Annotated in this window: 17 protein-coding genes; 3 read left to right on the top strand and 14 right to left on the bottom strand. The window is 67.2% G+C overall.

Annotated elements, in window-relative coordinates; translation table 11 throughout:
* Positions 1-53: 53 nt before the first annotated feature.
* Genes KA383_04620 through KA383_04595 form a run of 6 tightly spaced genes read right to left on the bottom strand, consistent with a single transcriptional unit; the run spans position 54 to position 5283 of the window.
* On the bottom strand, positions 54-1163 hold the full coding sequence (locus tag KA383_04620; GenBank protein ID MBP7745393.1) for an exo-alpha-sialidase: 1110 nt from the start codon (positions 1161-1163) through the stop codon (positions 54-56).
* Positions 1163-2302 carry a dTDP-4-amino-4,6-dideoxygalactose transaminase gene (rffA, locus tag KA383_04615; GenBank protein MBP7745392.1) on the bottom strand — a complete coding sequence of 380 codons (1140 nt, stop codon included), beginning with the start codon at positions 2300-2302 and terminating at the stop codon, positions 1163-1165. The genes KA383_04620 and rffA overlap by 1 nt, the downstream gene beginning before the upstream one ends.
* Positions 2299-2994, bottom strand: coding sequence for a phosphoribosylglycinamide formyltransferase (locus tag KA383_04610; GenBank protein ID MBP7745391.1), 696 nt, complete (start codon positions 2992-2994; stop codon positions 2299-2301). The genes rffA and KA383_04610 overlap by 4 nt, the downstream gene beginning before the upstream one ends.
* A gap of 34 nt (positions 2995-3028) precedes the next feature.
* Entirely contained in the window at positions 3029-3652 is a 624-nt protein-coding gene (locus tag KA383_04605; protein MBP7745390.1) for a class I SAM-dependent methyltransferase, read from the bottom strand.
* Positions 3567-4586, bottom strand: coding sequence for a glycosyltransferase family 2 protein (locus tag KA383_04600; GenBank protein MBP7745389.1), 1020 nt, complete (start codon positions 4584-4586; stop codon positions 3567-3569). Before KA383_04600 ends, KA383_04605 begins: the two co-directional genes overlap by 86 nt.
* A 4-nt stretch (positions 4587-4590) precedes the next feature.
* Complete coding sequence (locus tag KA383_04595) at positions 4591-5283, bottom strand: WbqC family protein (GenBank protein MBP7745388.1); 693 nt, start codon at positions 5281-5283, stop codon at positions 4591-4593.
* A 244-nt stretch (positions 5284-5527) separates the two neighbouring features.
* Here KA383_04595 and KA383_04590 point away from each other — a divergent pair, with 244 nt between their 5' ends.
* Positions 5528-6334, top strand: a complete 807-nt coding sequence (locus tag KA383_04590) for a class I SAM-dependent methyltransferase (GenBank protein ID MBP7745387.1) — start codon at positions 5528-5530, stop codon at positions 6332-6334.
* 4 nt (positions 6335-6338) lie between these two features.
* On the opposite strand, the gene KA383_04585 is transcribed toward KA383_04590, so the two are convergent.
* The 3 genes from KA383_04585 to KA383_04575 are packed head-to-tail and all read right to left on the bottom strand — an operon-like array spanning position 6339 to position 11656.
* The gene (locus KA383_04585; protein ID MBP7745386.1) at positions 6339-6956 is read right to left on the bottom strand and encodes a class I SAM-dependent methyltransferase; all 618 of its coding nucleotides are present in this window, start codon (positions 6954-6956) and stop codon (positions 6339-6341) included.
* Positions 6957-7004: 48 nt separating this feature from the next.
* The gene (locus tag KA383_04580; protein MBP7745385.1) at positions 7005-9050 is read right to left on the bottom strand and encodes a glycosyltransferase family 39 protein; all 2046 of its coding nucleotides are present in this window, start codon (positions 9048-9050) and stop codon (positions 7005-7007) included.
* Positions 9047-11656: a glycosyltransferase family 39 protein gene (locus KA383_04575; GenBank protein ID MBP7745384.1), complete on the bottom strand. Its 2610-nt coding sequence runs from the start codon at positions 11654-11656 to the stop codon at positions 9047-9049. The genes KA383_04580 and KA383_04575 overlap by 4 nt, the downstream gene beginning before the upstream one ends.
* A 315-nt stretch (positions 11657-11971) precedes the next feature.
* Here KA383_04575 and KA383_04570 point away from each other — a divergent pair, with 315 nt between their 5' ends.
* Both KA383_04570 and KA383_04565 read left to right on the top strand, forming a co-directional pair.
* On the top strand, positions 11972-16375 hold the full coding sequence (locus KA383_04570; protein ID MBP7745383.1) for a methyltransferase domain-containing protein: 4404 nt from the start codon (positions 11972-11974) through the stop codon (positions 16373-16375).
* Entirely contained in the window at positions 16372-17853 is a 1482-nt protein-coding gene (locus KA383_04565) for a hypothetical protein (protein ID MBP7745382.1), read from the top strand. Before KA383_04570 ends, KA383_04565 begins: the two co-directional genes overlap by 4 nt.
* A 9-nt stretch (positions 17854-17862) precedes the next feature.
* Here the strand turns inward: KA383_04565 and KA383_04560 are convergent, their stop codons facing one another.
* The 5 genes from KA383_04560 to KA383_04540 all read right to left on the bottom strand — a co-directional run bounded on the left by KA383_04560 (position 17863) and on the right by KA383_04540 (position 24597).
* Positions 17863-20454: a glycogen/starch/alpha-glucan phosphorylase gene (locus KA383_04560; protein MBP7745381.1), complete on the bottom strand. Its 2592-nt coding sequence runs from the start codon at positions 20452-20454 to the stop codon at positions 17863-17865.
* Between the two features lie 320 nt (positions 20455-20774).
* Positions 20775-21830, bottom strand: a complete 1056-nt coding sequence (locus KA383_04555) for a hypothetical protein (protein ID MBP7745380.1) — start codon at positions 21828-21830, stop codon at positions 20775-20777.
* Between the two features lie 157 nt (positions 21831-21987).
* The gene (locus KA383_04550) at positions 21988-22584 is read right to left on the bottom strand and encodes a hypothetical protein (GenBank protein MBP7745379.1); all 597 of its coding nucleotides are present in this window, start codon (positions 22582-22584) and stop codon (positions 21988-21990) included.
* A gap of 182 nt (positions 22585-22766) precedes the next feature.
* Positions 22767-23402 carry a corrinoid protein gene (locus tag KA383_04545; GenBank protein MBP7745378.1) on the bottom strand — a complete coding sequence of 212 codons (636 nt, stop codon included), beginning with the start codon at positions 23400-23402 and terminating at the stop codon, positions 22767-22769.
* Between the two features lie 133 nt (positions 23403-23535).
* Positions 23536-24597 (bottom strand): hypothetical protein, encoded by a 1062-nt coding sequence (locus KA383_04540; GenBank protein MBP7745377.1) that lies wholly within the window; start codon positions 24595-24597, stop codon positions 23536-23538.
* Positions 24598-24650: the final 53 nt, after the last annotated feature.

Here is a 24650-nt window from a genome sequence, read left to right as displayed (position 1 = left end):
AGCGGATACTTACAGTATCGCCCAAGTTCACTGGAAAGTCAAGTCCGGATCTGTCAGGAACCGCTCCCGGGCGCCTCTGCGACGATCCACGCCTCGTTCAGCGCGATGTGCCCGATGCGTTGGCGGTCGTCGGAATAGACGATGTGAATCAGGCCGTCCGGCGTCTGGATCGCGGCTGGGTAGGCGTAGGAACCGGGACCGTCGACGAGCAGCCGCGGCGGGTACCAGGTGGCTCCGTCGTCAGCGGAAACTGTGGTGGAGAGCGGGCGCCGGGCTGACGGGCTGTCGTTGTACACCAGCACGAGGTGTCCATTGGCCAGGCGCAACAGGGCGGCCGCGCTGCCCGGGTTGGGGAATCCGCTGTCCGCCGGCGTCGCCCAGGTCCGGCCATCGTCCGCGGACGAGGTAACCCAGAGCCACTCCTGCCCGCGGTTCCGCAGCACGGCCAGCAGGCGACCGTCGGCCAACCTGACGACGGACGGTTGCAGGCATTCGTGCGGCGGGGCGGTCGCGACCGTGGCGCGCAGGGTCCAGTCTTGCCCGTTCGGCGAAACGAAAAAGAGTGCCTGCAAGACCAAGTCGTTGTACGCAGGCAGGAGCAATTCGCTGTCGCGGGTGCGTATCGGCGGAAAGCGTACATTGGCGCCTAGCGGGCCAACGATCAGCTCCGGCGACAACCACGTAGCACCGCGGTTTGAGGAGCGCTGCACCTCGATGTGCGCGGTGCTCCAGCCGGTGCCACTCACCACGGCCTGAAACAGCCACACGCTGTCGCCTTCGCTGTAGAGCACCGGATTGCCGTCGGCCGCCGGGCGATCGATATGCAGTGTCGGCGGCTCCCACGTTTCAGAACCAGGGAGTCGGCGTGCGGTGTAAATGGCTGCCCCGTCGAGCTCGTGCGGCCCGTTGTAGGAATACCAGGCTGCCAGCAGCTCGCCGTCGGGAAACGCAGTGATCGTGGGGGCGTGGCTGCCGGCTTTGCCCGCGATGCTGTCGAACACGGCGGTGGCACGAAAGAGCGGGGTGTCCGATGTCGCCACGGGCGTCATGGTGGCGCCGGTATTGAATCCCATCTCCAGGCTATTCGTGGTTCGCAGCCCGATGGTCGGACAGCTGCCCAGCAGTGGCAGGATCAGAAGCGCCAGGGCCAGCGCGCGGGGCATCAATAGTTGAACTCGCGCACGGCGTTGATGACGCGCTCCTGCTCCGCGGGCGTCATGTCGTTGTAGAGGGGGAGACGCAGCAGTCGTTCGCTGATGCGCTCGGTGACCGGACATTGCCCCGCGCGGCCGCCGAACCGCCGGCCGACGTCGGAGAGGTGTAGCGGCAGGTAATGAAACACGGCCAGGATCTTGTGCTCCTTCAGATGCGCAATCAGACGCTGCCGCACTTCGAGCGACGGCAGCAGCATGTAGAACATGTGGAAGGGCTGTTGGCAGTGTGCCGGCACGATCGGCAGGCGCACGTCGTGCGCGGCGGCCCAGTCGTGCAGCTCGGTGTTGTAGTGGTTCCAGATGCGTCCGCGGCGCGCCTGGATCTCGGTCGCCTGCTCCAGTTGCGCGCACAGGAACGCCGCGAGAAGCTCGGACGGCAGGTAGCTCGACCCGAGATCGACCCACGTGTACTTGTCGATCTGTCCGCGGAAGAAGCGGCTGCGGTTCGTGCCTTTCTCGCGGATGATCTCGGCCCGCTCAACGTACGCGGGGTCGTTGATCAGCAGGGCCCCGCCCTCGCCGCAGACGATATTCTTCGTCTCGTGGAAGCTCTGCGTCGCCAGCGCGCCGAACGTACCGAGCGCCCGGTCCTTGTATCGGCCGAACAGCCCATGGGCGTTGTCCTCGACCACGGGGATGTTGTGGCGGCGCGCGATCGCGAGGATGGCGTCCATTTCGCAGCCGACGCCGGCGTAATGCACGGGCACGATCGCGCGGGTGCGCGGCGTGATGAGCGCTGCGAGCTTCGTCTCGTCCAGGTTGAGTGTGTCCGGACGAATGTCACAGAAGACCGGCCGCGCGCCGCGGAGCGCGAACGCGTTGGCGGTCGAGACGAACGTGAATGACGGGACGATGAACTCGTGGTCGGAGCTGAGGTCCAGCAGCAGCGCGCACATTTCCAGGGCGTGCGTGCAGGAAGTCGTCAGGAAAGCCTTGCGGGCGCCGGTGAGCTGTTCGAGCAGTGCGTGCGCACGCTTCGTAAACGGGCCGTCGCCGGACAGGTGCGCGCCGTGCAGGCACTGCTGGATGTACTCCAGCTCGCGGCCGGCAGGTACGGGGCGGTTGAAGGGGATTGGCGAAGTCGTCATGGGTGCGGGTTCACTTCTTCAGGTGTCTCGGAAAGTCGGCGCGCCAGCGCAGCGACGCCAGGTTCAATCGCCGGACACGTCAAGCAATCGCCGTAGTCGGCGTCACGAATCCAGACGCGCCCCGCGGTATCGTGCCACACGCGGCCGGCAGCGTACCATGCCAGGACCTGCAGGTACATCGGCAGCAGTCGTCCGTAAATGCGGGTCCCGAGCGCAGCGGGGGTGTCGTCCGCGCGGACGGGCACGACCCCCTGGGTGATGATCGGGCCGCCATCGACGTCAGTGCCGACCAGGTGCAGCGTCGCCCCGGCGAATTTCACGCCGGCCTCGAGTGCGGCGCGCAGTGCGCCGAAGCCGCGAAACGCCGGCAGCAGCGAAAGATGCACATTCACGATCGCGTGCGGAAACCGCGCCACCAGGGTTGCAGGCACGAGCTTGTCGAAGGTGAGTACGATGAGGTCGGGGGTGGCGTGCACGCAGGCGGCCTCGAGGTCCCGATCAAAGCGCGGTCGATCGTGGACATCCAGCCGGACGAACGGCGTGCCGACGTCCTGGGCGAACGGCTCCAGGGATGGGTCAGCTTTTTCGTCGGTGAGGATAAGTACGGGCTTGAATCCCAGAGCGGTGCGGCACGCGAGCGCGCTGCGGGCCAGGCGTCCGCGGCCGGAAATGCAGAAGGCTACCCGCAGCATGGGCGGAGCTCCACGCGGTGCGCGGCAACCTGGCTCACAGACGCACATGGATCGTGAACTCATACAGGCCGTAGTCGTGCAACAAGGCTACCTGCCTCGAGAACGTGCGTTTGCAGTAGTCGAAGATCTTGCAGGGGTCGGGATAGTAGAGATCCGGTCGCATGCGCTCAGGGTCGGAGTAGGATGTGAGCATGTTGAACGCGAACCCGTGCCGGCTCAGTTCGGCCAGCCGACCGAGGGTGGTGCGGGTATATTCCCACCACACGGCGTCGGGCACGTTCTGCCGCACGTTGAAGATGCCGCTCGCGACCGCGTAATCCGCGGCCGTCAGCGCGGCGTCGGCGTCCGTGAAGAGGCAGCGCGATGCGCCCGGATGCTGGGCGCGCGCCGTGGCGATCATGGCGGCGGAGATGTCAAAGCCGCAGTAATCGCACGACAGGCCGCGGGAGCACAGATAGTCGTACAGTGCGCCGTAACCGCAGCCGTAGTCGAGCAAGCTGAAATCGCGTGCGCTCGGACACACCTTGAGGAGTTGATCGAAGCGCAGGACCTGTGACTCGGTCGAGTTCCAGTCAACGCCGCGCGCGTTCGGGCCATTCGCGCGGAGCTTCTGAGTGTAGTAGGCGCTCACTGAATCCCGGATGTGGGTGAACGACATGGCTCTCAGGCTCCTCGGCGCGCTCGTAGATGTCCCGCACGATGGTATACGGTCGCCGCTTGCTCTCGGTGAAGATCTTGGAGACGTAGATACCGACGACGCCGATGCAGAAAATCGTCAGCCCGCCGATCATCCAGATCGAAACCACCACCGAGGGCCAGCCGAGCGTGAAGCCGTGCACGAACAGGCGCAGACACACGAGATACGCGGCCGCCAGGGACGAGACCAGAAAAATCAGGGCTCCCAGATAGAAGACCATCCGCAGCGGGCGGCTGCTGAACGATGTGATGGCGTTGACCAGCAGCGCCAGGCGCCGCCAGAGGTTATAGGTGGTGTGGCCGTGACTGTGCTTGACCACCTGCAGCGGAAGCTGCCGAAAGCCCGTGATCGCCCAGACGCCGCCGAGAAAGACCTCGGATTCGCGATGCAGGAGCAGGGCGGCGACGTAGCGGCGGGTCATCAGCCGGGCGGTGATCAGGTTGGCCGGGATTGGGTGGCTCGATAACAGGTTGAACAGGCGGTAGAAACACCAGCCGCTGAGCCGCTCGAACCAGTCGCCTTTGCGCCGGGCCTGCACGCCGTAGATCACCTCGGCGCTGGTCGCCTGCATTTCGGCGTGGAAGCGCGGGAGCAGTTCCGGCTCCTCCTCCAGGTCCGCGTCGATGAGGAAGATCAGATCACCGCGCGCGTGGGCCAGGCCGGTCATCAGCGCCTTGTGGTGGCCGAAGTTGCGGGCCAGGTCGATGACGCGCACGCGCGGATCAGCGCGGTGCAGCCGGACCGCAACCTCGAGGGAGTCGTCTGGCGAGCCGTCGTTGACCAGCACGAGCTCGAAATCGTCGGTGACCTGCGCAGCCGCGGCGGAAGTACGCCGGTGGAACTCCTCCAGGTAGCGCGCCGAGTGGTACAGCGAAGTGACGATGGACAGTTTCACGGGTTCAACTCTTCATGTAGCGGCGCGCGGCCGCGCCCGTATTCAGCAGCAGGTCGATGATGCTCACCGCGTGACAGAATGGCGGATGAACCTGCTCGTATTCCGCGTAGCCGTCGTAGTTCATGTACTGCACCCTGATCCCCGCCGCCGCGAACGCAGATTCGTCCAGATAACTGCGCGCTGCCGGGCCGCTCAGGTACTCCGTCGCGCCCAGTTGCCGGCAGATCTCGACCAGACGCCGGGTGCGGTCTTCGGTCTGACGCGGGTAGTCGGTGGACCAGGACAGCCGCGTGCGAATACCCAGGAGTTGGCAGAGCGTAGTCAGGAAACGATGGTTGATCTGGCTCAGGAGCGTTTCGTGCACCGAGCCGTACAGGTCGCTCAGCACACCGCGATATTCAGCAAAGCCGCCGGCCCGGGCGTAGTTGTGCGTGATGCTGGCCCAGTGACGCTGCGGCCAGTCCGGTTCCGAAACCACCGTGTCCATGATCCGCTGCGTGTACTTGCCCTTCACCTGCACGGGAATCGTGAGCCACAATAGCCCGCCGGGCGTTTTGATCTGGTTGCGGTTGCGCCAGTCGCGGCGCGTGTATTGCACCTCGTCGTACAGCACGAACTCGTCGACCAGATTGATGATGTCAAAGTACCCCTTCCAGGGAATGTAGTTCGACTGCAGAATCGCCACGCGCCGCGTCATGGTTCCAGTCTTGCCAGGCTGCCCGATCCGGTCCGCAGATTGCTGCGCTCGGTAGCTTGCGTCCATTGTACCGGCGTGTGGGGGTGAAACAAGCCGCACCGGCGTCGGGTCTGGCCGTCGCCACCACGCCTGCTACAATCGCCGCGCGGGCCGCAACCCGCGCGGAGTGCCCGAATTGAAGCGTTGCCTCGCATGCCGGCAGACGTTCGACCGGGCCGATTGGCGCTGTCCGCAGTGCGCGCACATGCCGGCCACGCGCCAGGGTTTCCTGGCCTTCGCGCCGGAGCTGGCGGCGCAGAACGACGGGTTCAAGCCGGAGGCGTTTGCGGGTCTGGCGGGAGTGGAGGCGGGCAATTTCTGGTTCCGAGCCCGGAATCGGCTGCTGGCGTGGGCGCTGCGCCGCTACTTTCCGCGGGCGGAGTCGCTGCTGGAAATCGGCTGCGGCACGGGTTTTGTGCTCAGCAATCTCCGCCGGGAGTTTCCCGCCCTGCGGTTCTCGGGCAGCGAAATCTACACCGAGGGCCTGGCGTTCGCCCAAGCGCGCTTGCCGGGGACGGATCTGTTCCAGATGGACGCCCGGAATATCCCGTATGTCGATGAGTTCGACGTGGTCGGGGCCTTCGATGTCCTGGAGCACATCGAGGATGACGAGGCCGTACTGCGGCAGATGCATCGCGCGGTTCGCGACGGCGGCGGCATTTTGTTGACCGTGCCGCAGCACCGTTTCCTCTGGAGCGCATTCGACGAGTACGCGCAGCACAAGCGGCGCTACGCGCGTCAGGAACTGCTGTCCAAGGTGCGTGGAGCAGGCTTCGCACCGCTGCGGGTTGGCTCTTTCAACGCCGTGCTACTCCCGCTGATGCTGCTCTCGCGTTCGCGGAACCGGCGTCTGACCGAGGGGTACGACGCCGTCGATGAGTTGCGGATGGGGACACTGGCGAACGCGGTGCTCGGGATGGCCCTGGCCGGCGAGCGGGCCCTGATTCAGGCCGGTGTGCGCTTCCCGTGGGGCGGCTCGCTCTTCGTCGTGGCGGCCAAGACCGGCCGGTAGGGAGCTACTTCTCGCACTCCATGAAGATGGACGTGTAGGGGATGCGCAGTATCTTGTGCGACACAACCGTCCGCACGCGCGCGAAGACCTTTTCCGCGAGCGCGCGATATTCCGGCTCCCAGCGGACGTTCTGCCCGCGGTCCCGCGATACGATCCAGCGCGACAGCCAGGATTGATCGGCGGTGTAGCAGTTGTCGTACGTCACAAGCCGGCCGCCGGGGCGCAGCGCCGCATGGGCCAGCCCGAAGAGTTGCAGCGCTTCATCATCGTCCAGGTGGTGCAGCACAGCCACCGTGATCACGATGTCGCATTGTGGCACGCGTTCCAGGCTGGCCGAGGTCACGCGTTCAGGCCAGAACGTGCCGCGGTTGCCGAAGCGCTGGCGCGCGGCGGCGATGTAGTCCGCGCTCAGGTCGAACCCGTAGTACTCAACAGCCGGCAAGTGCGCCAGGATCGCCCCCGTGCCGCAGCCGATGTCGAGGATGCGCTGGCCGGGCTGGGCGCGGATGAAGTCACGGGCGAGCGTGGCCCGCGCCGCGTCAGCGCCAACGAGCCACTGAAACAGATCGTAGACGTGTGCCGCCGCGAGCAGCCGTCGCACGCCGGACGTGATCTGCGCCATACCACCTCCAGAAGCCCCGGTCTGCGCCGCACGTCGGCGCACCGGAGGTCAGTCGCGGGACTCCGCATTGTCGACAAGCTCGGGTGTTGCGATCTCCAGGTTCCGGAGGGTGAACCCCGCTGCCGCCCCGGGTGCCACACGTACGAACACGTGGACTTCGCGCACGTCCTCCGGGGCGATGCCGCCGGCGAGGCGGAAGCCACCTGTCGCAAGCCCCGGGACGATCAGCATGGGTTCATGCCGGTCGTCAGTGCGGTCGCGCGCTCTGAGACGCCACTGGTAGCGCGCGACGCTCCCGGGCTCCCCGCCGTATAGGTAAACGAACACGACCTGAACGTCGTGGGCATTCGTCAGGGTCAGGTCGCCCCGCAGGGCGGCTAGGCCGACGACACTGAACTGTATGCCGGCATGGCGCGTCTCGGATCCGCCAGGATCCGGGCGCGTCAGGCAGCGCACGCTGTTCTTGTCCAAAGTGATCTCAACGGTTGTGGCATCCGGAACCCAGCGGCGGCTGCGCAGCGCCTCAGGCGGGCCGGCCAGGGTCAACGATTCGAACTCCAGTTGGCTGAGGTCGATGGGGACTTCGGTAAGCGTTGCCGGCGCAAGAACGGCGACAAACGGCGGCGGCTCAGCGGGCAAGATCTTGAACACGCGCGCGAAGCAGTTGCCGTCGAGATCCTCCGCGCGGCAGACTTCCAGCCAGTGCGGCGCGATGCCACGGAAGCTGCGCGCGGGCCGTCGACTTCGGTGCGTGTCATCCAGGTGTGTCAACAGGACCCAGCCGGACTGCGCACGGTAGGCGCGATCAATGTTCTGAAACCCGCCCTTGAACGGCTGGAATCCCGCTAGCAGTGCCAGGGCGCGCGGGGCGTAGGTCATTTTGCGCGTCAGGTCGGCATAGATCACATCCTCCGGGCCGGCGTTGTTCTGCAGATAGGCATGGGCACTTCGCAGAACATCCGCGCGAAAGCGGCCGTGTTGCTGCCACTGTGGCCGCAGGGCGGCGATGCTCGCCATGATCAGTGCGATGGACGTTGTAGCCATGCTCCAGCCCTGCCGGCGCGGAGGCAGCCGGCTCGTTAGCGCGTGCAGACCCAGCGCGCTCAGCGCGACGATGCTGGCGGTGGCATGCAGGATGTAACGCTGCGTCCACGAGCCCAATTTCCATCCTTCCACGACAATGTACATCTGCAGGGCGAGTAACAGCAGCAGTCGGCCCCGGAGTCGCAGGCGTCGATCCATTAACGCCGCGATTAGCAGCAGCGGAAAGAGTACGAATCCATAACCCAGGATCCACTGCTTGAACACGTAGGTGCCACCCATCGCAATGTTGGCCGGAAAAGGCAGCGGCTGTGGCGTATGCAGCATGACCTCCGAATACCGTTTAATCGTGTGCTGCCAGAACACCAGCGGATGTCCGCCCTGGGTCCAGAAGTACACGCTGGCGAGGACCTGCACCAGTAGAAAGCCGGAGAGAACGTACACCGGACGCAGGTCAACCCGCCGGGTGCGCCAAAGCGTGTATGCGCCCCACGCCAACCAGGGCAGCAGCAGGATGTACGCCGCCTCCTTGACATACTCGAGGTATCCGAGCGCGATGCCCGCGAGCAGCGCCGCCAGCCATTGTCGCCGCGGCCACGCCTCGGACGCCGCCAGGAAGTACGTCATGACCATGCATACGGTGGCGAAGATGTTGTCCGGCAACCAGACCGTTGCCGTGTACACGTCGGCCGGCAGGCAGGCCCAGAGCCAGGCTGCCAGTAATCCGGCCCCCGGGCCGGCCAGCAGCCGCAGCGTAGCATAGGCGGCAACGATGCCCCCCAGACTGAAAACGAGGGGGACTAGTGCGAGGGACCGCTCGTGCACGCCGAATGCCCGCGTCGCGAGGAAGAGCGGAAAATTCACGCCGAGGCGACGCACCACCACCGTTCCTTCGTTGACGTGCGTGCGCTCATCTGCGCCCTGGAACATCCGATGGGCCGACTCGGCGTAGGTCAGATCGTCGCTGGCGATCAGGCCGGTGAAGAAATACAGGCGGATTACCAGCCCGACCAGGACGGCCAGGGCGAGCAGCGCGATGTCCGCAGGCTTCATGGGGCGTTGCTCACGTCGTCGCTTGACGTTACCGGCGCGGTCGCGGCACCAATCGCCTTCTCCTCGACCGGTTCCACATCAGCCGCCCAAAGCAGCAGGCCAGCTTCCGTGCCGGGCTTGATCCGGGCGAACACCCTGATCTCGCGTACGGCCGCGCCGTCGCCTGCGGTGACTGTCTCGAAGTAGCCGTCCGATTGCTCCGGCTGCAACGTATATGTCTGTCCTACATCGAACGCCGGGCGTTCCGCCGACAGCAACCACTCCCAGCGCAGCACGCGCGCGCGTCGCTCGTCCAGCCCGTCCACCCACACGCCGACGATGTTCTGCGGGTCGATGAGCCCGAGCTTGAAGCGCAGGGCATGCAGCCCGTCCACCGGCAGTTGGAACCCGCCGTACTGGTGCGCTTGACTATCCGGGTCGCCAACGATGTCGCAGCGCAAGCCGCGCGCCCACGTGTGCACGTCCGCGCTGCGGCTGGCCCCGATGTTCCGCAGGCGATAGCTGTCCGGTGGGCCGTCGAGCGCGATGGTGGTGAATGCCGCGGGTTCGTCGGCAGGTGCCGCGGTGGGCGCCGCGACCTGCAGCTCGCGCAGCGTGAAACCCGCCGCGGTGCCGGGGTTGAGCTCGACGAACACGTGCACCTCGCGTACCTCTTCCGGCGGCAGGTCGCCGCTGGCCCGGAAGTAGCCGGCCGGCTTGCCCGGCACGAGCGCGATGCGCGTGCGGAAATTGGGTCCCCGGCGCTGCGCGTCAGACAGGCGCCATTGCCACTTGATGGTGTCCCGCGACGCGTTTCCATTCGCATAAATGCACACGGAGCGCACGTTTTCGGGCTGGGCGATTTCCAGGTCGGCGACGAGCGCAGCCAAGCCCGGCACGCGCAGCCGCACCCCGCCGCGTGAGGACTGGTCTGCGCCCGCCTCGGCGACGAGCGCGCAGCGCAGTCCCTCCTCCGTCGCCTGGATTTCCTGCGACGCGAGGCGACGGCTCCAGCGCGGACTGCGCAGGCCCTCCAGGCTGCCGAAGAGCACCGCCGGTTCAAAGTGATGCCTGGAGACATCCGGCAACGGGGCCGGCAGCATGGGCTTGTCGATGATGCAGACGAATGCGGGCGGGACGGCGGGCAGAATCTTGTACACGCTGGCGTAGTACCGGCGGTTCTGGGGCGTCTGGGCGCGAAAGACTTCCAGCCAGTTCGACGCGATGCCCCAGATCCGACCGTTGAGGCCGAGATTCAGGTATTGCCCTTCCAGGTGCGACAGAACCACCCAGCCGGATTGCGCGGCGTACGCCTCCGCCAGATCGTGGAAGCCGCCTTTGAACGGACGGTGTCCGGAGAGCAGTTCCAGGGCCCGCTTCGTGTAGAACGGCACGGCACCCTTCCAGTATTCATTGCTCGCGACGAGATAGATCGGATCGTCCGCCGCCGCGTTGGCCGCCAGGTAGGCGTGCGCGTCGCGCAGCACTTGCGCGCGAAAACGACCGTGCTGCTGTCGCTCCGGGCGCAACGCGACGCCGGTGGCGAGCACCAGCGCCGTGCCGGCGAGCGCCAGAGCCCGGCGGTTCCGCGGCTGGGGCAGGCGGCTCAGCAGCACCCAGAGCCCCATGACCACCAGCGCGAGCACCGTGGGGGAGGCCTGGAGCAGGTAGCGTTGCGTCCAGTGCCCGAGCTTGACGCCCTCGTACACGATGTACGCCTGGAGCAGCAGGAACATGAACAGCCGCCCGCGCATGGGCGTTGACTTGGACAGGAGGCCGATGAGCATGAGCGGCGCGAACACCACCACCCCGTAGCCAAACGCCCACTGCTCCGTCAGGTAGCGCCAGGTGAGCACGAGGTTCTGCGGGAACGGGTTGCGCTGGTCGAAGTGTAGCATCACGTCGGTGTAGCGCAGAAACGCCATCCTCCAGAACACGAGCGGATGCCCGCCCTGGCTCCAGAAATACCACGCCGCCAGCACCTGGACGAAGACGAAGCCGACAACGACGTAGATCACCCGGGTATTCAGCCGGCGTGTCCGCCACCAGGTGTACGCCGCGTGGGCGGCGAGCGGGACGATGAAGACGTACGCGATCTCTTTGACGTACTCGAGATAACCCAGTGCGACCCCGGCGAACAGCGCTGCCCACCGCCCCGTTTGCGAGCGCTCGGACAACGCCAGGAACAGCAGGAACGTGGCGAACACCGTCGCGAAGACGTTGTCCGGCAGCCAGAGCGTCGCCGTGTAGACGTCGACCGGCAGCAGTGCCCAGAGCCAGGCGGCCGTCAGGCCGGCTCCCGGGCCCGCCCAGAGTCGCAGCAGGCCCCACACAATGGGGATGCCCGCCAGGCTGAACAGCAGCGGGGCCAGGGCCAGCGATTGTTCGCTCACGCCGAAGGCCTGCATCGCCAGGAACAGCGGCAGGTTCAGCCCGATTCGCCGGATCGCGACGCCGCCGGCGGTTGCGTCCTCAAACGGACGCTCGTGCTCGGAACTGAACATGTAGCGCGCGGCGTCCGCGTACGTGAGGTCATCGCTCCCAATCAGCCCGGTGAAGAACACCAGGCGCACGCTGAGCCCGGCCAGGATGGCCAGGGCCAGCAGGGCGGTCTCATAAGCCTGCACGCGCTCCCGTGCGGCGCAGGCCGGCTGGGGCGCGACCGCGGTGCGGCCCACTAAGCCGGCTGGTTTGTTGTTCCACTCGCTACCCTGCATCGCGGGTAGCATAGCGATGCTGGCGTCCGGAGCAACCACCAGGCCGACTCGGGCGGAGCCCGTGGGGCGTGCATTCGGCGCTTGGCGCCCGCACAGCGCGGCTGTACGTTTGAAGCTGCTGATGGAGTGTTCTGGCACGCGACCGGTCGCGCTGCGCTGCGCTGCGCGCGAGCTGTGGCACAAATGGACCTGGAGCGGCGGAGAAGCGGTTAAACGGGAGCGCAAATGGCCAACGAAGACAGGGTGCTGGAGCTCTACCAGGGCAAGATCGACAGCCAGCGGAGCCAGACCCTCTGCCGGGAGCGTGTGCATTGGCTGTGCACGCACGCGGGCGGCCCCCGGGTCCTCGACATCGGCTGCAGCCAGGGCATCTGTGCCGTCATTCTCGCCCGCGAAGGGCGCACCGTCCTCGGCATCGACATCGAAGAGGGGGGCATTCGCGCGGCGCGCGAGTTTCTCGCCGGCGAGCCGCCGCATGTGCAGGCGCACGTCCGCTTCGAGGTGGCCGACGCCTTCCGTGTCGAGTTGGCGCCGGCGTCCTTCGATTCGATCATCCTGGGCGAAGTCATCGAGCATCTCGCGTCGCCGGAGGTGCTCCTGGACCGCGTGGCCGAGTGGTTGACACCGGGGGGACGGGTGGTCGTCAGCACGCCCCTGGGTTACATGCCGCATCACGATCACAAGCACACGTTCTACCTGGCGGGCCTGCTGGAGCTGCTGGGCCACCGTTTCACGACGGTCGAGGTGGACGTGATCGAGCACCGCTATCTCTGCGCGGTCGCGGTCAAGCCGTGCGCGGAAGCCCCGGCGGCGCCGGCGCCCGAGCTGCTGCAGCGCTGGCAGCGCCTGGTGGAGAATGCGCAGGAGCAGGCGGAGCGGGACATGCATACCCGCTGGCGTGAAGATCACGCAACCGTCGTGGAATTGCGCGCGGCCCTGAGCGCGCTGCGCTTGGAGCTCAAGCGCGTGTCGCGCCAGGCCCAGCAACAGGCCGCGTTCGCGCAGCAACTCGCGGAGGCGCAGGCGAAACTTCAGGACCTCGACAACGCGCTGGCCGCGAGCCGTGCTGAACAGGCGCGCTGGGAAACCGCCGCGAGCGAAGCCGCCCGGGCATTGCAGCCGGTACGGGACGAGCTGGCCCGTGTACGCGCCGAGCTGCGGCGCAAGGACGCCGAGCTGACCAGCGCCAGTCAGAAGCTGCGCGCCGACCGTCGGGGGCGCGAGCGGGACCGCGCCGCCCGGGGGCGCGCGGAGGCGCGCATCCGGCGGCTCGTCGAGCACATCCGGTACTATGAGGCCGAACTTGAACGGCGGCGCGGAGAGGTTCGCTACCGACTCGGCGATGCGTTGGTGCAGGCCGCCCGGCCGTCGAAAGCGACCCTGCTGCTGCCGTTCCGGCTGCTGGAGCTTTTCCGCGACGGACTGCGCCGCCAACGCGAGCGCGCCCGCCAGCCAGTCCTGCCGCGACCGGCGCCGACCGAGGCTCTGTCTGACGCCAGTAGCGCGCCCGCGGCGGAGCCGCCGGAGCCGCGCCCAACGGACGGCGCTGAGGGCGCGTCAGCGCAAAGCCCGGTGCGCCAGGCCACAAAGCCCGTCGAGCCTGTCGCGCCACCGCGCGCAAGCACGCCCGCACAGCCTGCCGCGTCGCTCACGTTCCCGCCGTTTCAGCCGCGCGCGGTCCCCCGCGGCCCGACGCCGCGCGTCGCATCGATCCTCGACAACTTCAGCCACGCCTGCTTTGCCTACGAACTGGACCTGCTGCCGGTGACGAAGGCGGGCTGGCAGGCGGAACTCGAGGCCGGGCGCCCGGCGTTCTTCTTCGCGGAGTCGGCGTGGCACGGGAACAACGACGAGTGGTTCGGGTTGTTCCGCAAGTACGCCCGCATTCCGGACAACCCGCTGCGGGCACTGTTGCACTGGTGCCGTGCGCAGGGGCTGCCGACGGTGCTGTGGAACAAGGAGGATCCGCCGAATTACTCCGTCTTCCTCGATGTGGCGCGCGATTTTGACCACGTGTTCACAACCGACGCCGACTGCATCCCTCGGTACCATCGCGACCTGGGCCACGAACGCGTCTACGCGCTCCCCTTCGCGGCGCAGCCCGTCATTCACAACCCAGTTGGCGCGCACGAGCTGCGGCGCCATGACATCTGCTTCGCCGGCTCCTGGCACGACAACAAGCACCCGGAGCGGCAGGGCGACATGCGCACCGTGCTTGAGCCCGCGCTGCGCCTGAACCTGCACATCTTCGACCGCTGCGCGAATTTCGCCGACAATACGCACCGGCGCTTTCCGGAGATCTACCAGCCGGCGATTCGCGGATCGCTCGAGTACGACCGCATGCTGTCGGCGTACCGCGCCTACCGCGTCTTCCTGAACGTCAACTCGGTCTCGACCAGCCCGACGATGTTCTCGCGGCGGGTGTTCGAGCTCCTGGCGTGCCAGACGGCCGTCATCTCGAGCGAGTCGGCGGGCATCCGACAGATGCTCGGCGACCTGGTGCCCATCGCGACGCTGCCCGACGAGACGCTCTTTCACATTCACCAGCTGTTGGGCGACGCGGAGTGGCGGCAGCGCTTCACCCACCTTGGGTACCGGCGCGTCATGACCCAGCACACCTACCGGCACCGCTTGGCCACGATCGTGCGCGCACTGGGGCTGGACGTCGGGCTCGGCACGGACCCGTGCGTGAGCGTCGTCACGATCCTGCGCGCGCGGGCCGACCTGGATGCCGCCATCCGGAATTACCAGGCGCAGGTCTACGCGCCGCGCGAATGGGTGCTGGTGCTGCAGGGCGACGAACTGCGTGCCACCGATGTTGAGCGCGGCGTCGCCGAGCTGCCGGACGTGCGCATCTGGACGCGCCCGGCCCAGGAAAGCCCGGGTGCCTGCCTGAATTTCGCCGTGGAGCAGTGTCGAGGCCGCTATGTCGCGGTGTTCGATCCCGCGCATCACTACGGGGCACACTATCTGGTCGACATGCTGCTTCCGTTCCGCTTCGCGGGCGCGGGCGTGGTCGGCAAGGCCTGCGTCTACAGCTATCGTGCCGACCGCAACGCGACCGTCCTGCACGGCCGCGGGTGCGAGCAGCTCGACGTCGAATGCATCCACCCCGGCACGGTAATGGCCGATGCAGACGTGGCGCGCAAAATCCGCTTCGAGACGGGGCCCGAGGAGCCGTGCGTGCGCTTCGTGGCTGCGTGTCGCCGCCAGGGTGTCGGCATCTACGCCGCGGACCGCTATAACTTCGTCGCCGGTGGGCGCGATCCGCGCGCGGCACAGGCCGCGGATGAGCTGGGTGCGCCGGAGGAGGTGGGCAGCGGCCTGCGGCTCGACCTGGCCATGCTCGCTGACGACAGCGGTGCGCCGTGCGTCGAGCGTGTGCCGACGCTGGCAGAGCCCATGCCCGAGGCCGTCACGGCGCCGCCGCCGATGCCGGCGCGTCCACCGCCGCGTCGTCGGCGGCCGGCCAGGGAGCGGAGTGGCGGCGGTCGCCCGTCAAGCGGCTTCCTGTTCTACTGTGTCAACGGGGCCGGGTTGGGCCATGTCACGCGGGCCCTGGCGATCGCGCGGCGCGTGCGCCGGCTGGACCCGGATACCCCGCTGTATTTCCTGTCGTCGAGCCAGGCACTGGGTCTCATCTCGCGCGAGGGCTTCGTGCCCTACCACATTCCGCCGCGCAACGTTTATGGTGCCAACTACGAGGCCAGCCTGTGGAACAATCTGCTCTTGCAGCAGTTCCGCCTGCTCGTGGACCTGCATCGGCCGGCGACCCTGGTGTACGACGGCGTGACCCCTTATGCAGGACTGACGCGCGCGTTGGCCGAGCTGCCCTTCGCGCACACGGCGATGATCCTGCGTTTACGCCACAAGCACAACCGGCTCGGACAGTGGCTCGATCAGTTGGCGCTCTTCAACGAACTGATCTTCCCGGGTGAAGCCGGCGTCGAGGTGCCCGCCGAGTTCGCCCCGCTGCCGCACCACGTGGTCGATCCGATCATTTACCTCGACCCGGACGAGCTGCTGCCGCGCGACGAAGCCCGCCGTAACTTGAACATCGCGCCGGACAAGAAGGCGGTCTACATCCAGCTCGGGGCGGGCAACATCAACAACACGGTCCCCTGGGTCGAGCACGCGCTGACGCTGCTGCACGCGCGCCCGGACGTCGAGGTCGTGCTCGCCGAGTCGCCCATCGCCGAACACGCGGACGGGGCACGCCCCGGGCTGCACCTCTTGCGCCAATATCCAAACTCGCTGTTTTTCAACGCCTTCGACCTGGCCATCACCGCCGCGGGCTACAACACGTACCACGAACTCATGCACTTCGGCGTGCCGTCGGTGCTGATCCCGAACCAGGAGACGGTGACCGATGACCAGGTGGCCCGGGCGCAGACGGCGGCCGCGGCCGGTGCGGCCCGCGTCGTTCTAAGCATGGACGAACTTGAGCCGGCGCTCCACGCGGCCCTGGACGAGGACGCCGCACGCGCCATGCGCGCCAGCGCGCTGGCGCTTGTGCCGCGCAACGGCGCGCTGGACGTCGCCCGCGATCTGCTTGAAGTTGCCGGCTTGGCAGCCCGGGAGGAAGCCATGGCCGCCGCGACGCCCGCGGAGGCGGGCGGCGGACCATGATCGCGGGGCGACGGTTCGAGCTGGCGCTGGCCGCATGCCTGGCGCTCTGTGCGGGCTGTGCTGGCGTTGTGCGCTTTCCGGCCCCGCTGTCGACGCAACAGATTGACGCCGAACGCACCCTGGCGTTCGACACCGATGGAGACGGTCGCCCTGATTATTGGCAATTCGCCGGCGCGGACGGCCGTAAAACCGCGCTCGCGTACGCTTTGCCCGGCACGGCCACGCCGGGCCCGCGCATCAACCTCGACGACCAGCCGGCCACGGATTGCCCGCACCTGCTGATCGCGCTGGATGGCGTGCCGTTTGACGTCGTCGCCGACCTCTGGCAGCAGGGACACTTTCGCCTGTTCCGGCCGCCGGCACGCGTGGTCTGCTGCTACCCGTCCATGACCGATCTGGCCCTGGCGGAGCTGTTCCATGCGGGGCCGTGTCCCGGCTACGAAGCGCTGTATTTCGACCGGGCCGCCAACCGCCTGAGCGACAGCAGCGCCGTGTATCTCAGCGGGCGCAGTTCGCCCTGGCTCGCCAAGATGAGCTACCGCTGCTCGTTGTGGTGGGACGTGCTCGTGTACCTGAACCCGCGGCCGGTGTTCGCTCATGAAGTGCAAGGGATGCTGCGCACGTTTCGCGGCGTGCAGTCGGGCGCGGCGTACGCGTATTCCGTCGGCACGGCCGGCCTCGGCACGCGCGGCGGCCGCCCCGCGATTGAGAAGTACCTGCTCGCGATCGACCGCCTGTGTGAGCAACTGGTGTTCGAGCGGCGGGGCCGTGTCAAGCTCACGCTGACCGCGGACCACGGACACAACCTGGTTGCGAATCAGCGGGTGTCGTTCGAGCGGCGGCTGCGCGCGGCCGGCTATCGGGTCGCCCGCGCGCTGCACGGGCCGCGCGACGTCGTTCCCATTGCCTATGGCCTGGTCATGTACGCCGGGTTTCACACGACGGACGCCCCGGGTGTGGCCCGCTGCCTCGTGCAGGACGACAGCGTCGAGTTCGCTGCCTATCTCGCCGGCGACGTGGTCGAGATCGTCGATCGGGCCGGTACGGCGCGCCTCGCGCGTGGTGCCGGCGGCTGGCGGTACGAGCCGGGCGTCGGCGATCCGCTGCGCCTCAACGGCATCATCGCGCGTTTGCAGCGCGACGGACACGTTACCCCAGCCGGCGACATCGACGACCAGGCCCTATTTCAGGCCACGCTGAAGCACTACTATCCCGACCCGCTCGCCCGACTCTGGCGTGCATTCCATGACCAGGTCGAGAACCCGCCCGACGTGATCGCGAATCTCCGCGATGGGGCCTGTCATGGCTCCGGGTTCTTCTACGCCATGGTGGGCGGTCGCGTCGCCAGCACGCATGGCGCGCTCAACGCCCGCAATTCAACGACGTTCGCGCTGACTACGCTCGGCGCGCTGCCGCCCGGCTTGCGTTCCGCCGACGTCCTGCCGGCGCTCGACCGCCTCCGAACGCCGCGCCCGTGACCGGCCGCATCAGCGCTTCGCGCGCGTGCGCGTCCCTGCGGTGGCAGGCGCACGGCTCCCGGTCTTCTTCGCGCCGGCCGGCTGGCGCCGCCGTGACGGCGGCTCGGTCCGCCCCAGCGTGCTCTGCGGCAGCGTGATTGGCGTCGGGGTCACGTGCCAGATTTTCTCCGCGTAGTCACGCACCGCGCGATCGCTCGAGAAGTACCCGACGCGCGCGATGTTGAGGATGGTCGCGCGATCCCAGGCCGCCGGCGTGCTCCACAGCGCATCCACCTGCTGCTGCGCCTGAAGGTAGGACTCGATGTCCGCCATGAGCATGTAGTAGTCGCGCTCGTGCGTGAGCCACTCCAGGACCGGCCGGAACAGCGTCGGGGTCTGCCCGGAGAACTGCCCGTCGGCCAGGGCGTTCAGCGCCTTGTGCACGCCGGCATGGTCATAGTACGTCTGCCACGGGTTGTGGAATGGCCGCCGCGCCGCGACTTCGTCCGCGGTCAGCCCGAACAGGAAGAAGTGCTCGGGCCCGACGGCGTCGCGGATCTCGATGTTCGCGCCGTCGAGCGTCCCGATGGTGAGCGCCCCGTTCAGGGCGAACTTCATGTTGCCGGTGCCGGATGCTTCTGTGCCGGCGGTCGAGATCTGCTCGGACAGGTCCGCCGCCGGGATGATCTGCTCAGCCAGCGACACGCCGTAGTTGGGCACGAACACGACCCGCAGGCGGTCGCCGATCCGCTTGTCGTGGTTGACCGTCTTGGCCACGTCGTTGATGAGCTTGATGATGAGCTTGGCGCGCGAATACGCCGGGGCCGCCTTGGCCCCGAAGATGACCACGCGCGGCGTCAGCTCGGCGCCGTCCAGCAGCGCGTGGTAGCGGATGATCACGTGCAGCAGGTTTAGCAGTTGCCGCTTGTACTCGTGCAAGCGCTTGACCTGCACGTCGAACAGGGCGTCCGGCGACAGCGCGACGCCCATGCGCTTCTGCAGTGCCCCCGCCAGCCGCTGCTTGTTGGCGCGTTTCACCGCCCGCAGCTCGGCCTGGAAATCGGCATCGTCGGCGTAGCGCTCGAGCCGACGGAGCTGGTCCAGATCCGCGACCCAGCCGCTGCCGATCCGCTGCGTGATGGCCGCCGCCAGCCCGGGGTTGCACGCCAGCAGCCAGCGGCGTGGCGTCACGCCGTTCGTGACGTTGAGGAATTTCTCCGGCCAGAGGGCGGCGAAGTCGGGTACGACGCGCGTGCGCAGCAGGTCGGTGTGCAGCGCCGCCACGCCGTTGACGTTGTGGCTGCCGACGATGGCGAGGTGCGCCATCTGGATCGCCTGGACGCCGCCCTCCTGGACAAGCGAAAGGTTTTGCCGCCGGCCCGTGTCGTCCGGCCAGCGCTGCCGGACCTCGCCGTCCAGGAAGCGCTGGTTGATCTCGAAGATGATCTGCAGGTGACGCGGCAGCACGCGTGCCATCAACGGCACCGGCCATTTCTCCAGCGCCTCCGGCAGCAGCGTGTGGTTGGTGTATGCGAACGTCGCGCGCGTCAGCTCCCAGGCCCGCTCCCACGGCAGCCCGCGCTCATCCACCAGGATCGCCATCAGTTCGGCGATCGCCAGCGCCGGATGCGTGTCGTTGAGCTGGATCGCCACCTTGTCGGGGAAGTCGTCGAAGGTGTCGTGCGTCTTCTCGTACCGACGAATGACGTCGCTCAACGTGCACGCGACGAAGAAGTACTGCTGTGCTAGTCGGAGTTCGCGGCCCGCATCGGTCTCATCGCTTGGATAGAGCACCTTGGTGATGGTCTCGCTCAGGGCTTGCTCGCGCACCGCCTCGACGTAGCCGCCGCGGTTGAACGCCGCCAGATCGAAGTTCTCCGAGGCCCGCGCCGACCACAGCCGCAGGATGTTCACGGTGTTCGAGCCGTACGCCACCGCGGGGATGTCGTAGGGCAGGCCGATTACCATGCGATAGCCGCGCCACGTCGGCCGGTAGCGGCCGCGCGCATCCTGCTGCCCTTCGACGTGCCCGTACAGACGCACCGGGCACGCGAATTCCGGGCGCGGAATTTCCCACGGCGAGCCGAATCGCAGCCAGTAATCGGGCCGCTCGACCTGCCAGCCCTGCACGATCTCCTGCTGAAAGATGCCGTATTCGTAGCGCAGCCCATAGCCGTAGAATGGCAAGGCGAGCGTCGTGGCCGAGTCGAGGTAGCAGGCCGCCAGCCGCCCAAGGCCGCCGTTGCCCAGGCCCGCGTCCGGTTCCAGGCCGCAGATGTGGTCGAGGTCCAGGCCCAGCCGCTCGAGCCGGTGCCGGCAGGCATCGTAGAGTCCAAGACACACCAGGTTGTTGCGCAGTTGACGCCCGAGCAGGTATTCGAGCGAGAGGTAGTAGACGCGCTTCACGTCGCGCTCGTGATAGGTAGACTGCGTCGCAATCATCCGGCCGACGATCTGGTCGCGCACCGCCAGCGCCAGGCTGACGAAGTGATCGTAAGGCTGCGCGGTTTCCCAGCTCTCGCCCTGCGTGAAACGCAGGTGATGCAGGAAGCGGTCCACCAGGGTGTCCACGTCGGAAGCGGGATTGGCGGCGGGGGGGGTCGGGGCCGTACGTTTGCTCATGGCTACATCCCTGTGCCGATGCCAGACTGGCGGGCGGTGCGCGCCACGCGCCGCCTGTGTGGCTGGGCGATTCTCCGTGATTCAGGCGGCGCCCGCAAGCCCGCGCGGCCGCGGGGCGCCCTCGTTTGGGGCGGCCGACCTCCGGTCGGTCAGGTAGCGACCGGGGCTCCACCGTTCGACCAGCCCGTGTCGTTCCTCGTGTGCCGGCGTCCAGCGCGCCGACCGCCCACTTTGTCACCTTGTCACTTTGTTACCTTGTTACATCCCCCCCGTGTCTCCGGCCGGTCACCGCGCCGCCCAGTTGCCGGGTTTTCACCTTCTCACTCGTACGTCCCCGCCCGCCTGACCTCTTCCAGCAGCCAGCGGTACGTCTCCAGCGTCACCCCCGGCGGAATCGAATGATCCGAGTGGTACATGTACCCGCGGCACTGCATCGCCGCCGCCATCTTGCTGTGCAATTCCGCCAGAATCCGCGCGCGGTCGTTCGTCGCCAGCACCGTCACATCGATGTTCCCGCAGAAGCCGAGCCGATCGCCGAACTGTGGCGCCAGCTCGCGCACATCCATCCCCGCGCGGCTCTCCATGGGGTTGATCATGTCCACGCCGGCGTCGATGAAATGTGGCAGCAGCAGCCGGATGTCGCCGTCCGAGTGCAGAATCACCGGCATCTTCCGCCGGTGGAACTCGTCGAACAGCCGCCTGTGGCACGGGTAGACGAACTCGCGGTAGTGCCGCGGCGACATGAACGGCCCGTTCTTGTAGGCGATGTCGCCGTAGATGAACGCCCCGTCGCAGACCATGCCCTCGGCCTCGCACAGGGCGAGCATGTCGATCTCGAACTGCGTGTAGGTCGCGAAGACGTCGCGGAGCCAGTCGGGCTGCTTCAGCATGGCCTTGAGCATCCGCTCGTGCCCGAGCACGTCTTTCACCGATTCGATGATCTCCACGCCGGCGAAGCAGATGAACTTGTCGCGTTCCTTCGCACGCTTGTACCGCGGCCAGAACTCGTGCCAGCGGATGCGGTCGCGCGACGCGGCGAGCAGCGGCTTGACGCGCGCCCATTTCTCCGGCGTATCGATGCCGAAGGACACGTGCTCCGGCGTGCCCATCTTGTGCTTCCACCAGCGCAGCACGGCGTCGTTGCCGTCGCGGAGGAGGACCCATTCGTCGGACTGGTCGACGACCTCCGGCTCGACCATGCGCAGCCGCTGGTCCGGCCAGGCGACCTGCATGAGGTCGAAATCGAAGTACTCCCAGAGCGAGAGGCGGTCCGGGCGCGGCTCGCGGGCGAAGGCGTGGATGCCGCAGCCGAGATTGGGATCGTTGATCTCGGCAACGTAGGCAGCCTCGACCTCGGCCCAGTACCAATCAAACATCGGCACGCGGTCATGCGGCTGCCGTGCCAGGCAACGAGCGACACGTTCCTTACTGCTGAGCGAGCTGGGCATGGTGATTCTCGACTCGACAGAACTCAATCTAACCACAGTCACACGTCACAGGCACGCACGCCGTCGCAGCGGCCTCACTGCGCATTCAGGACCAGCCGAGCGGATACTGGAATGTAAACCAGCCACCGCCGAGCGGGCGCTTGTGCGAAGGCCTCGGTTCCGCGCCTGTGGGCGAATACAGGAATCCGGCGAATACGCTGCCATCGTTGACGACAAAGTAGACGCACTGAAGATCGGGGTACACTGCCACACTATACACGTAGTACAGACCAACGCGCTGGCTGAATCCGTGGAGCGCGAAGCGCGGCTGGGATTGTGCCTCAGACGGCAAGCTCGGATTAGTGGCCGGAGGGCTGGTCAGCAAAGCTGCGGCTTGCTGCTGGAAGTCCGTGCGGCTGTGCTCGAACCTCGCAATCAGCGGCCAGCGTGTGTATCCCGCGTGTAATACGATGGCGAAAACGGCAGGCAGCACATACCAGCGCCAGTCGTGCCAGGCGGAAGTTCGCCTGGCGAAGCATCCGAGAATCTTGAGCAAGTAAATCGCAAGCAGCGCCGCGCCGCATGGCCACATAACGCAGACCGACGCCGGGAGAAACACACACGCTACAAGGGACGAGAAACTGATTCCGGACGGTTGGCTGCGCCCCTCCAAGTACAACGCGCCGACCAGCAGCGTGAACACGATGAGTAGTGTCTGCGGAGGCGACGCAAACCACCGGCGCGCTCTCGGCAACTCAGAAGCGCCAGAGTCCAACGCCGCGAGTGGTGGAGACTGACTCGTGTCGTCAGGCGTCGAGGTCATCTCAGACCTGCGCTCCCGTCGTCCATCGCTGGGCTCCTGACTCGACCCAGCCTCGGTGCAGTTCAGCGCGCCTTGCAGAGCTGCTTGGCCAGCTCCGCCCCGGTCGCCGCGTCGCGGCCGTAACCGTCGGCGCCGATCTTGTCGGCGTATTCCTGCGTCAGCGGGGCGCCGCCGACCAGGACGATCGGCATCGGGTTGAGCTCGGCCTTCATCTGCTTGATCGACGTTTCCATCATCGGCATCGTCGTCGTCAGCAGGGCGCTGAGCGCGACGACGTGCGCCTTGCGCTCGCGGCAGGCTGCGATGAACTTCTCCGGCGGCACGTCCACGCCCAGGTCCACGACCTCGAACCCAGCCCCTTCCAGCATCGTCGCCACCAGGTTCTTGCCGATGTCGTGCAGGTCGCCACGCACAGTCCCGATGATCGCGGTGCGTTCCGGCCGGACGCCGGCTTTTGCCAGGTGCGGCTTCAACAGCGACGTGCCGGCCTTCATGGCCTCGGCGGCGATCAGCACCTCGGGCACGAAGTACTCGCCCTCGCGGAACAGCCGGCCGACCTCGGTCATGCCCTTCAGCAGGCCGACGTTGAGCACGTCGGCGGCGGGCGTGCCGGCGGCGACGGCGTCCGTCACGAGCTTCGGCGTGAGGACCTCATCCCCGTTGATGACCGCTTGTGCGATCTGCTCCAAAAGCGACATGACATACTCCACGGCGGACAGGCCGTTGGTGTCCGCGGGCAAACTTACACGGCCCAACCACTATAACAGAACCGCCGGGTCGTGCGAAGCACAGCCCCTTCCCCTGGAACAGGGGGCGGTCGCGCTGCGTGGTCTATGGGTACGGCACATTCATGAACGCGTCGACCTTGCGTGCAATCGTCTCATGTGCCCCCGGCACGCTCAGCACGTCGCACTCTGAACCCAGGATGAACGGGTGCCCGATCGCGGACATCTCGCGCAGCAGCCGCACCGCCTGGGCTTCAACCGCTGCCAGCGGGCAAGCCTCGTCGGAATAGAACGACCGGGTCGGCAGGTTGCCGTACAGCACGATATTCTTCGGCACCAGCGCGGCATCCTCCCAGAGCACGCGCGAGCTGCCCAGGCTCAGCATGACCGGATCGAGCTGCACAAAGGTCCGCACGAAATCGGCCGTCAGCTCGCCGCAGCAGTGGAAGATGAGGTCGCAGCCGGCCGCCGTGAGCCGGGCCTTGATTCGCCGGTGCGGCGCAAGGACGAAACGCTCCAACAGGTTCGCGCCGGCGGCGAGCTGGCGCGGCGAGATGTACGCCGTGCTGGCCGCGGGCTCGCAGATGAGGATCGCTTGGGCGCCCGCGTCGAGCTGCTTCTCGATGGACCACAGGACGGTCTGCGTGGCCAGCTCGAACACGCCCTCGAGCAAGGCGACCTGCGGGTTCTCGGCTGCGGTCCGCCCACGACCGGCCATGAACAGCGCGGTAATCGGATCGGCGAGCAGCTTCACGACCAGCGAAAGCGGGCCGATGACCATCCCCAGGGGCACCAGGTCGGTCTGCCGGGCGACATGGGTGATCGCAGCACAGGTCGCGTTAACGCGGGCGTTGCGATGGCGCGGCAGCGCCTGTTGCAGACGCTCCAGCACCTCGGGACCGCTCCAACTCGCGAAGTGGTAGTTGTCGATCTGGTCGGCGGGGATCGCGAGCATCTCCAGCAGCGCGGTTTTTTCAACCGTGAGGTCCATCAATGGCACGGCCAGCGGCGTGCGGTACCGACGGGCCGTCGCCGCCACGACAGCGCCGAGGCGTTCGCCGTCCACGATGATCGCGTCGGGGTCGGGCTGCTCGTGCAGGACGAGGTGGGCCCCGATGGGCATGCGGAGCCCCCGTGCCGCCAGCTCCAGGTAATAACTACGCTCCACGTCCGTCCGTTCCTCGCGCGCCGCCGACCCGCCACGCGGACGCGCCGGGGCGT

Source organism: Phycisphaerae bacterium (assembly GCA_017999985.1).
Taxonomy (GTDB): domain Bacteria; phylum Planctomycetota; class Phycisphaerae; order UBA1845; family Fen-1342; genus JAGNKU01.
Note: the sequence above shows the minus strand (reverse complement) of the source record. Positions and strands in the feature narration are given on the sequence as shown.

What these genes read in the sequence shown, in the direction of transcription:
- KA383_04620 (MBP7745393.1), bottom strand. Translation starts at nt 1,163, where the DNA reads ATGCCCCGCGCGCTGGCCCTGGCGCTTCTGATCCTGCCACTGCTGGGC.
- rffA (MBP7745392.1), bottom strand. Translation starts at nt 2,302, where the DNA reads ATGACGACTTCGCCAATCCCCTTCAACCGCCCCGTACCTGCCGGCCGC.
- KA383_04610 (MBP7745391.1), bottom strand. Translation starts at nt 2,994, where the DNA reads ATGCTGCGGGTAGCCTTCTGCATTTCCGGCCGCGGACGCCTGGCCCGC.
- KA383_04605 (MBP7745390.1), bottom strand. Translation starts at nt 3,652, where the DNA reads ATGTCGTTCACCCACATCCGGGATTCAGTGAGCGCCTACTACACTCAG.
- KA383_04595 (MBP7745388.1), bottom strand. Translation starts at nt 5,283, where the DNA reads ATGACGCGGCGCGTGGCGATTCTGCAGTCGAACTACATTCCCTGGAAG.
- KA383_04590 (MBP7745387.1), top strand. Translation starts at nt 5,528, where the DNA reads ATGCCGGCCACGCGCCAGGGTTTCCTGGCCTTCGCGCCGGAGCTGGCG.
- KA383_04585 (MBP7745386.1), bottom strand. Translation starts at nt 6,956, where the DNA reads ATGGCGCAGATCACGTCCGGCGTGCGACGGCTGCTCGCGGCGGCACAC.
- KA383_04580 (MBP7745385.1), bottom strand. Translation starts at nt 9,050, where the DNA reads ATGAAGCCTGCGGACATCGCGCTGCTCGCCCTGGCCGTCCTGGTCGGG.
- KA383_04570 (MBP7745383.1), top strand. Translation starts at nt 11,972, where the DNA reads ATGGCCAACGAAGACAGGGTGCTGGAGCTCTACCAGGGCAAGATCGAC.
- KA383_04565 (MBP7745382.1), top strand. Translation starts at nt 16,372, where the DNA reads ATGATCGCGGGGCGACGGTTCGAGCTGGCGCTGGCCGCATGCCTGGCG.
- KA383_04560 (MBP7745381.1), bottom strand. Translation starts at nt 20,454, where the DNA reads ATGAGCAAACGTACGGCCCCGACCCCCCCCGCCGCCAATCCCGCTTCC.
- KA383_04555 (MBP7745380.1), bottom strand. Translation starts at nt 21,830, where the DNA reads ATGTTTGATTGGTACTGGGCCGAGGTCGAGGCTGCCTACGTTGCCGAG.
- KA383_04545 (MBP7745378.1), bottom strand. Translation starts at nt 23,402, where the DNA reads ATGTCGCTTTTGGAGCAGATCGCACAAGCGGTCATCAACGGGGATGAG.